Source organism: Longimicrobium sp. (assembly GCA_036389795.1).
Lineage (GTDB): Bacteria > Gemmatimonadota > Gemmatimonadetes > Longimicrobiales > Longimicrobiaceae > Longimicrobium.
On the sequence record DASVWD010000260.1, the window covers coordinates 1 to 9,446 of the forward strand.

A 9,446-nucleotide genomic window follows, 5' to 3' on the forward strand; every position below is an offset into this window, starting at 1 on the left:
TGGGCGTGTCCCTCCGCTGCGCTCCGGGCCGGGCTGCGCGCGCCGTAGGGCACGATACGACCGTGCCCAACGGCGCCGGGCCACCGCCGCCACGAAACCCCTGTGGCGGCGGCGTCCCGGCCCTGTCGGGCGCGCATCCCTCACGCGGGTTTTGTTACGCTGGTTATGTCTGCGCCACTTGTTTGTTGCCTTATCGATCACCTCCGCGAAGTTGAAGTCACCTTCGGCGCGGCAGCGGGATCTCGCCGTCATGGAGACGTGGAAGCCCCGCGGCGCCGATGGCATTCGACCATCTCCCTCTCACCCGGAGGAACCCATGGGCAAGCTGAGGCTGAGGCTCGACGACCTGAAGGTGGATTCGTTCGACGCGGGCGACGGGCGGGGCAGGAGCGGGACCGTGCGGGGCCACGACACCGTGGAGACGGAGTGGTGCACCGGCTACCCGGAGTGCATCTCTAAGAAGTGCCAGACGCCGCGCAACACCTGCTACGGGAGCTGCGGCTGCACCGAGAACTGCGACACCGTCGCGCCCGCCTGCGCCTGATCGCGGCGTCCGCCGAAGCGCAGTCTTGCGCGAGGCGCCGAGGATCCACGATGAAGCGCCCCCGCCCGATGCATTCGGGCGGGGGCGCGGCTTTCCGTACCGACTGGCGGGTTCTTCGGCTCTGCGGTCCATCGGCGAGAGGAGCCCGTTGGCCCTGCCCGGGCACGACCGATACTATTCATACCGTTTTAGAGATTCGCTGTGCATTGGGAAGCTGTCATTCCGAGTGGAGCCCGATGCGCTGATCTCGCGTTCGCCACCGAAGTCGGCCGGGCTCCCGAGGAATCTACTCGCGGCCGGCAGGAGGCCGGACCGATGCATGAAGCCAGCGTCCGGGCGGGGTGAGTAGATTCCTCGGGCGCCGCCCAGCTGAGGTGTGAAATCCGGATCGGTGCTGCGGCGCCGCTCGGAATGACATGGTTCGCGAAAGGGCCGGATCGCACACTGATTCCTGCAATCCGGTATCAGTCGCACAAAGGAAGAAAACTGATGGCGAATAACAAGAAAGGCACGGCGAAAGGCGCGACGGCCAAGAGGGCTGGCAAGGGCGGGAGCGAGGCAGTCCAGCGCGGCGGGTCGTCTGTGCCTCGCTCTGACAACGGCAGATTCGTCTCGAAGAACGACTCTTCCGAGAAGGGCCAGATCAGCAATCCCTACGCGGGGCTCACCAAGTTGGTAGGCAAGGTGCGGGTTCGTGACCCGTACACTTCCGAGTTTTGGTGAGTACGCTGACCTTGACGGTCTCTCTCCTACCGCTCCGCCGCCGTCTCCGCCGCCCGCCGCGCCGTCTCCCCCCGCCCCGCGAAGAGCAGGTACCACAGCAGCACCACCGCGTTGAAGCCCGCGATCACGAGCTTCATCTCGCGCGGGATCCAGGGGTTGGGCGAGATGAAGCCCTCCACCACCCCCGCCGCCACCAGCAGCAGCGTGGTTCCCGCCAGGAGCGACACCGCCTCGCGCGAGCGGGCCACCAGCGCGTCCTTGCGCGTCTGCCGCCCGGGGAGCACCACCGCCGAGCCGAGCCACAGCCCCGCCCCGCCCGCGATGCAGATGGCGGTGAGCTCGATCACCCCGTGCGGGAGCACGAATCCCCACAGGTGCATGCTGGCGCCGTGGTTGGCGAAGAGCCCCGCCACCGCCCCCAGCAGCACCCCGTTCATCAGCAGGATCCACAGCGACCCCACCCCCGCCAGCACCCCGCCCGCGAAGGTGAAGAACGTCACCCCCACGTTGTTCCTGATCAGCTCCGCCGAGCTCTGCGGCATCAGCGGCAGCTTCCCGTACTCCTCCTCCACGTACCCCATGCCGCGCGCCTCCAGCTCGGTCGCCTTCTCCGCGCGCGCCATCATCTCCGGCCCCACGAAGTCGCGGATCGTCTGCGGCTCCGCGCGCGCCGCCGCGAAGGCCACCACGGCGGGGAGGTAGAAGCACGCCGTTGCCACCGCGATCGGCTGCCAGCGCCTGCGGAAGAGCGCCGGGAAGCCGGCCGCCAGCCAGTGCCTGAGCTGGCGCCACGAGCCCCCCTCGGGCCGGTAGAGCAGGTTGTGCCCCGCCCCCACCGAGCGCTCCAGCGCGTAGAGCAGCTCCGGCGAGCCGCCGTAGGTGCGCGCCCGCGCCAGGTCGGCCGCCACCTCGCGGTAGAGCGCCGCGAAGCGCGACACCTCCGCCTCGGGCAGGCGGTCCAGGCCGCCCTTCTGCGCCCTGGCCAGGAGCGCGCGGTACTGCTCCCACGCCCCCTTCTGGCGGCGCACCAGCACCGTGGCCTGCCCCGTCCCCGAGCGCGCCGCCAGCCCCGCCGACGCCCGCCGCGACGACTCCTCCTGGTGCACCACCTCCAGGAACTGGTCGGGGCTCATCACCCGCCGCTTCGGGTGGTCGCCCACCACGCGGTCCAGGTGCGCCAGCATCTGCCAGGCGATGCGCGTGCGCACGTCGGGCGTCAGCGACTGGCGCCGGGCCACGTACTGCGACAGCGCCGCCCACTCGCGGTCGGAGAGCTTCGGCGGGCCCGTGACGGCCCCCTCGACCGCCGCCTCCTCGGGGAGCACGGCGCCGGTGCGCTCGCGCACCACCACGCTCCCGGCGGCCAGGTCGCCCAGGCGCTTGGTGGCGGGGTGCAGCATCATCACCGCGCCGCCCACCAGGCAGGTGACCGCCGGCTGGACGTCCACCAGCCGCACCAGGTTGCGGATCGCCGCGCCGCGCACGGTGAGCGGGTAGCCGCCGTCGTGCACCACGCGGATCCCCATGGCGCGCTTCCCCGGCGTCTGCCCGTCGCGCAGCCCCTCGAAGTAGACGAAGTACCCCCAGAACCAGAGGAAGCCCAGGAGCACCAGGATCGCCGTCCCCATCCCCTCCAGGAAGCCGGGCAGCCCCCCGAGCGCGTCCACGCTGGCGGGGATCCCGATCGACAGCAGCAGGGCGCCGCCCAGCAGGATCAGCGCGTCGATCAGGAGCGCCGCGAAGCGCGAGCCCAGGTCGGCCAGCTCGTAGCCGATCGCCACGTGCTCGGGCGTCTCGACCTCGACCTCGCGGTCGCGCAGGGTGCCGGAGAGCCGCGCCTGCTGGGGCGGAGGGGCGGTGAGGGCCATCTTCGGAAGTGCGAAAGTGCGAGAGTGCGAGAGTGCGAAAGTACCGGGGGGAGGCCGGCGGGCGTGCGAGCGTGCCGGGCCAAATCTAGCCGCCGCCGCCGCTTCGGTCGAGACTCCTCACCGCGAGGCGGACGACGAAGCCCGCCGCGAGCACCGCCAGGCCGGTGAGCGCCGTCCGCGGCGAGAGCGAGGCGGCCAGCAGCGCGCACGCGGCGAGGCCCACGGCGGGGACCGCGTCGGGGTACAGCTTCGCCTCGCGCGGCATGCGCAGCGCGGAGAGGTTGGCGATGGCGTAGTAGAGGAGGATGGCGAACGAGGCCGCCGCCGCGATCCCCCGCAGCGTCCCGAGCCCCGCCGCCAGCGCCGCCGCCGCGCCCACCAGGAGCGTGGCGCGCACCGGGGCGCCCGAGCGGGCGTCCACCCGCGCCAGCGCGCCCGGCAGGTCGCCGCGGCGCGCCATGGCGAACACCATGCGGCTGAGCCCCAGCAGCTGCGAGAGCAGCACGCCCAGCATCGCGCACACCGCCCCGGCCGAGACCACCGTCTCCAGCCACCCTGCGCCCATCGCCCGCGCGGCATCCGCCAGGGGCGCCGCCGTGCGCGTCAGCGGCCCGGCGCCCGCCCCGCCGACCGCCGCCAGCGCCACGGCCAGGTAGAGCACCGAGACGCCCGCGACGGTGACCAGGATGGCGCGGGGGATGGTGGCGCGCGGCTCGCGCACCTCCTCGCCCAGGGTGGCCACGCGCGCGTACCCCGTGTAGGCGAAGAAGAGGAGCGCCGCCGCCTGCAGCACCCCGCGCGGGCCCGCCGGCGCGAACGGCCGCAGGTGCGCCGCGTCGAAGCGCGCGAGCCCCACAGCCGCGAAGAGGACGAGCGAGACCGTGGAGACGGCGACGATCCCCAGGTTCACCGCGCTCGACCTGCGCACCCCCAGCGCGTTCACGGCGGTGAAGAGGAGGATGGCGGCGAGGGCGACGGCGCGCCCCGGCACCCCCGGCGCCAGGCGGGCCAGGTAGGCGGCGATGCCGAGCCCCACCGTCCCCGCCGCGGCCGTCTTGCTGGCCAGGAACATCCACCCCGCCGCGAAGCCGGCCCAGGGGTGCAGCACGCGCCAGCCGTACTCGTAGGTGCCGCCCGCCCGGGGGTAGCTGGCCGCCAGCTCCGCCGAGCTGAGCGCGTTGGCCGCCGCGGCGACGCCGGCCAGCGGCAGGGCCAGCAGGAGCGCCGGCCCGGCCACCCCCGCCGCGATCCCGGTGACCACGAAGATCCCCGCCCCCACGATGGCGCCGAACCCGATCCCCACCGCGTCCGCCAGCCCCAGCGCGCGGCGCAGCTCCGGCGGACGGTCCTGCGCTTGGGCTTCGGCCTCCGGGCGCATAGCTTACCGGCTCGTGATACAGGGATGGACGGCGGACGAATCTCGCCCCTCCCGCGCCTGGGACGCAATCGGGTCGTGCCACCGTCCGACACCTCGCGCGCAGGCGCGGTGGGAAAGGCGGCTAAAGCCGCGGCTACAACGGCAGAAAGCCTCGCAAACCCCGCGAGGCTTCAACCGCGAGCTGCAACGGCGCCAGCCCACACGCACAGATCTCCGCGTGGGAGTCCGCGAAGGCGGACTTCGTGTGGTTGTTGCAGCGAATTCATTCGCCCCGGCACCCAAAGCACTCGATGCTCTTCGAAGAATCCCCCGGCGTCTGGCGCGTCGACCTGGACTGGATGGGGCTCCCCGGCCAGATGGCCGCGTACCTGGTGGACGCCGGCGACGCCTTCGCGGTGGTCGAGAGCGGGCCCGGGAGCACGCTGCCGCGGCTGCTGGACGCCGTCCGCGCGCTCGGCCGCGAGCCCGCCGACGTCACCCACGTGCTGGTGACGCACGTACACCTGGACCACGCGGGCGCCGCCGGCGCGCTCCTCGGCCAGGCCCCGCGCGCCCGGCTGTACGCGCACCCGCTCGCCGCGAAGCACCTGCTGGACCCCTCGCGCCTGCTGGACAGCGCCAGGCGGATTTACGGCGCGCTGATGGACCGGCTCTGGGGCGAGATGCTCCCCGTCCCCGCCGACCGCCTGGTCATCCTGCAGGACGGCGACGAGGTGCGGATCGGCCGCCGCGTGCTGCGCGCCATCGACACCCCGGGCCACGCGCGCCACCACCACGCCTTCCACGACTCCGACTCGGGCCTCCTCTTCTCCGGCGACGTCGGCGGCATCCGGCTGGGCGGCGGGCTGTCGTACGTCAGCGTCCCCACGCCGCCGCCGGACGTGGACCTCGAGGCGTGGCGCGCGAGCATCGCCCGGCTGCGCCCGCTGCGCCCCACGCGCATCCTCCCCACCCACTTCGGCGGCAACGACGACGTGGAGTGGCACCTGGACGACCTCGACGCGCGCATCGCCCGGCTGGCCGAGTGGGCGCCGGGGCAGGCCGCCGCCGCCGCCGACCTCCCCGGCTTCACCGCGGCGCTGCGCGAGCGCGGCAGCGCCGAGATCCTGGCCGCCACCGGCAGCGAAGACGCCGCGCGCGCCTACGAGCAGGCCGTCCCCTACGAGATGATGGCCGCCGGCCTCCTGCGCTGGCTCACCGTTCGTGCCCGTTGAACCGTCGTTGCGCGACCTCGGGCCCTCGCGCGCGAAGGCGGGGGCGAAGGCGGATAAATCCGCGGCTACAACTATAGAAAGCCTCGCAAACCCCGCGAGGCTTCAACCGCGAATCACCTGATACCAGAGCCGGAGAAACTCGGGTGGATGAAGCGAGCGGGCATCCGTGCCGCTGCCGCGCCCAACCCACCTGCCAGGGTGAGAAGATTCTTCGGCCCTGCGACGATCCGTGCGGATGCCGGTTCGGTGTGGCCGGGCCTCAGAATGACAGCGACCACCAACCGATCTCCCGGATCTGGGATGAGCCGGTCGGACGCACGGATCTCCGCGCGGGAGTCCGCGAAGGCGGACTTCGTGTGGTTGTTGCAGCGAATTCATTCGCCCTTCCCCCCGGCATGCGAAGAGACCCGGCAGCTCGCGCCGCCGGGCCTCTTCATACTAAGGACTAAGACACTAAGGACTTAGCACTTCGCACTTCGCACTTCAAAGGTTCAGCCAGTAGTTCATCTTGATCAGCAGCACGTTCGTCGAGGGCGAGCGGCCGCCGTCGAAGAGCCGGCCGAAGTCGCGGCCCAGGCGGAAGCGGCCGTCGGGCTCGAAGTTGCTGCGCCCCTGGCTCCACACCACGAACAGCGCCGACCCCGGCCGGTACTCCCAGCGCAGCACCAGGTTCGAGCGCAGCTCCTTGAAGTTGAAGTCCGGCCGCCCGAAGCCGAACTCGGGATCCGCGTCGCCGTCCAGCTGCACCTCGTAGCGGCCCGTCGCCTCGTTGAAGGTGAGCTCCCCCCCGAAGGGGCGGAAGCGGTCGTCGAAGTCGTCGGCGTGCGGCGCCACCACCTCCTGGAAGCGGCCGTACTCGCCCGCGGCGATGAACGGCTGCGCGTAGAACTCCAGCGTGAGCTTGGGCGTGAACGCGTAGTTCACCCGCGTGGTGAGCGACACCGAGCGCTGCTCGATGTTGGCGAACACGTAGTGCGGCGTCCCCGCCTCGTCCCGCGGCTGCGCCACGAAGATCCACGGGTCCTGGCTGGCGGAGAGGTTGGGGCCCAGCGCCAGGCGCAGCTGGCTGCTGGGTCGGACGTTCAGGTACGCGCCCCAGTACCACCCGCCGCCGGTGGTCTCCCACTCGCGGTGCCCGCCCCAGTACATCTCGCCGTTGATCGTGCGGCGGCTGTCGGTGAAGAAGCCCATGTTGAAGCTGGAGTACGCCGGGCCCACGAACGAGGGCCCGCCGCGCAGCACGTCGGTGCGCAGCGCCTCGAGCTCGTTGTCGGTGCCCCAGTACGCCCCCCAGTTGTTCTTGAAGGCGAAGAAGCCGTTGAAGTTGAGGCCCGTGGTCAGCCGCTCGCCGCCGAAGTTCCAGCCGTTCCAGGCGTTGGCGTTCACGTTCCATTCGCGGAACAGCTTCCCCGGCTTGAACTGGTTGTACCCCACCCACGCTCCCTGCAGGAACCAGTCGGTGCTGCGCTGGAATCCCATGTCGTTCATCTCCAGCTCCGGCGAGCGCGCGTGCGCGTACAGCCCGCCGCGCAGGTGCCCGCCGCCGGTCTTCTCCACCTTCACGTCGGCCAGCCACCCGGTGAGCGAGGTGCGCGTGGGGTCGAGCTCCAGGTGGTCGGCGTCGGGGCGCTGGAAGAAGTGCCCCGGCGCCAGCTGGATGCGGGTGATGGCGTCCTCGTCGCCGCGCACGTGCGTGCCCAGCACGGTGGCCGTCAGCTCGTAGTTGTTCCCCCCGAAGCGGTGCCGCCCGTCGAGCCCCGCCAGGTAGGCGCTCCGCGCGAGCACCGCCAGGCGCGGGTCGCTCGCGTCCAGGTCGCGCACGGTGGAGGTGAAGACGCCGCCCAGGGCGCTGTTGCCGCCGCGGAAGTCCTTGATGGCGCGCGCCACCAGGTAGTTGGTGAGCGGCTCCACCGTGGCGTCGCGGATCTCGTCGCCCATGCGGAAGCGCACCCGCTCCTCGGCGGTGAGCGCGTCCAGCACGCCGAGCGACCACCCGGTGCGCGTCTTCCCCGACAGCTTGGCGGCGGCCAGGATGGTGGTGGCCTCGGGGCGCACCGCGAAGCTGTCGGGCTCGGGGTTCCCCGCCTGCGGGGGCCGCCCCAGCCGGCGCGAGTAGAACGGCTGGTCGTTGCGGAAGCCGGTGCTCCGCACGAAATAGGGGAACGCCACCGGCACCTGGAAGATGTTGGACCCCTCGGTGAAGAACGGGCGCCGCTCGGCGAAGAAGGTCTCGAACGCCGAGAGGTTCACCTGCGAGGGGTCGGCCTCCACCTGCCCGAAGTCGGGGTTGATGGTGGCCGTGAGCGTGAGGTTGGAGGTGAGCCCGTACTTGAGGTCGGCGCCCACCCCGCCGAAGGCGTCGTTCTCGGAGAAGAACGGGTCGTCGGGCCGCTCGGGCGCGCGGGTGACGCGGGCCAGGGTGTAGGGGAGCACCTCCAGGCGCCGCCCCGAGCTCAGGCCCGAGAGGCCCCGCAGCTCGCCGAACTGCGAGACGAAGCCGTTGCGGTCGGGGATGATCGGGTCCCAGTCCGACAGCTCGCTCTTCCTGGCCAGCTCGCGCCGCACCTGGAACCCCCACACCTGCTCGCCGCCCGACGCCGAGAAGCGCAGCTGCGACAGCGGGATGCGGTACTCGGCGACCCACCCGGCGCTGTCGACCTTCGTGGCCACCTCCCACACCGCGTCCCAGCCGATGTCCTCGCGGGTGTCCTCGGAGTGCATGGCGTCCTTCTGCACCCCGGCGGCGTTCACCGAGAAGCGGAAGGCGGTGCGCTTGTCGTTGTAGCTGTCGATGATCACGTGCAGCCAGTCCGACGACACCCCCGACATGTCGCGCCGGCCGATCGGCGCCTGGATCGAGTCGGGGTGCGGGTCCAGCGCCCGCACGGCCACCCAGAGCGCCGCGGCGTCGTAGAGGACGCGCACCTCGGTCTGGAAGGTGGCCGGCGTGCCGGGGTTGGGCATGCGCTGCACGAAGCCGGTGGCGGGCTGCGCCTGCGCCCACGCCGCGTCGTCGAGCACGCCGTCGAGCTTGGGCGCCTCGCCCGTGTAGCGCGCCGCGCCCACCACGCGCCGCTCGTCGGCGCCGGCGCGGACGGTGGTGTCGCTCCTGGACTGCTGGCCCGCCGCGGGTGCGGCGGCGAGCGCCAGGCAGAGCAGGGGAAGGGCCGCGGGAAGGACGGGGTTGGACCTCATCGGGGTCTCTCGCCGCTGGGGTTGGGCCGCCGCGTCCGAACGGTGTGGCGGGGACGGAGGGCGGCCTGGGCGACCGGTCCGTGCACGGAGCGGCAGGTGAGACGCACGTCCACTCCCGAAGGTTGGAACGCTCCACCGCCGCCCGTCGAGACCGCGGGAAGCCATGGTAATTTCTTAGCACCCCCTCCGCAAGAGTCTTGGTTAAAATTTTAGCACAGGGGCGTCGGGGTATGCGTGCCGGAGCAGGGTTGTGCACGCAGGACCGGCCTGGGTACGGGGCGGGTGAACCCGCGGCAACAACGGCGAGAAGCCTGCCTGCGCAGGCTGGTTCGGCGTGGAGAGGGGCTTCGGTGTGGAAGGCAGCGTCTCGCCCAGTCCGCGCAAGCGGACTTCGTGCTTTCGTAGCGGGCGATTTCAATCGCCCGCTACAATCGTCCCGCTACAAGCACCCGCCTCGACCGCCCGCGCCCGCCGCGCTCAGCCCGGCGTCGACGACGACGGCGGCGGCGGCGGGGGCGGCGGCG

General features: G+C 72.0%; 6 protein-coding genes. 3 read left to right on the plus strand and 3 right to left on the minus strand.

The features are described from left to right. The first annotated feature begins 316 nt into the window (after positions 1-316). Positions 317-544: a hypothetical protein gene (locus VF746_30020; protein HEX8696693.1), complete on the plus strand. Its 228-nt coding sequence runs from the start codon at positions 317-319 to the stop codon at positions 542-544. Positions 545-1,033: 489 nt separating this feature from the next. Beyond that, positions 1,034-1,267 (plus strand): hypothetical protein, encoded by a 234-nt coding sequence (locus VF746_30025; GenBank protein HEX8696694.1) that lies wholly within the window; start codon positions 1,034-1,036, stop codon positions 1,265-1,267. 26 nt (positions 1,268-1,293) lie between these two features. Here VF746_30025 and VF746_30030 read toward each other — a convergent pair whose 3' ends face one another. Continuing rightward, positions 1,294-3,135 carry a stage II sporulation protein M gene (locus VF746_30030; GenBank protein ID HEX8696695.1) on the minus strand — a complete coding sequence of 614 codons (1,842 nt, stop codon included), beginning with the start codon at positions 3,133-3,135 and terminating at the stop codon, positions 1,294-1,296. Positions 3,136-3,220: 85 nt separating this feature from the next. Next, positions 3,221-4,513, minus strand: coding sequence for an APC family permease (locus tag VF746_30035; GenBank protein ID HEX8696696.1), 1,293 nt, complete (start codon positions 4,511-4,513; stop codon positions 3,221-3,223). 290 nt (positions 4,514-4,803) lie between these two features. Here VF746_30035 and VF746_30040 point away from each other — a divergent pair, with 290 nt between their 5' ends. Next, the gene (locus VF746_30040; GenBank protein ID HEX8696697.1) at positions 4,804-5,727 is read left to right on the plus strand and encodes an MBL fold metallo-hydrolase; all 924 of its coding nucleotides are present in this window, start codon (positions 4,804-4,806) and stop codon (positions 5,725-5,727) included. A gap of 483 nt (positions 5,728-6,210) precedes the next feature. Here VF746_30040 and VF746_30045 read toward each other — a convergent pair whose 3' ends face one another. After that, positions 6,211-8,922 carry a DUF5916 domain-containing protein gene (locus tag VF746_30045; GenBank protein ID HEX8696698.1) on the minus strand — a complete coding sequence of 904 codons (2,712 nt, stop codon included), beginning with the start codon at positions 8,920-8,922 and terminating at the stop codon, positions 6,211-6,213. Positions 8,923-9,446 lie beyond the last annotated feature (524 nt).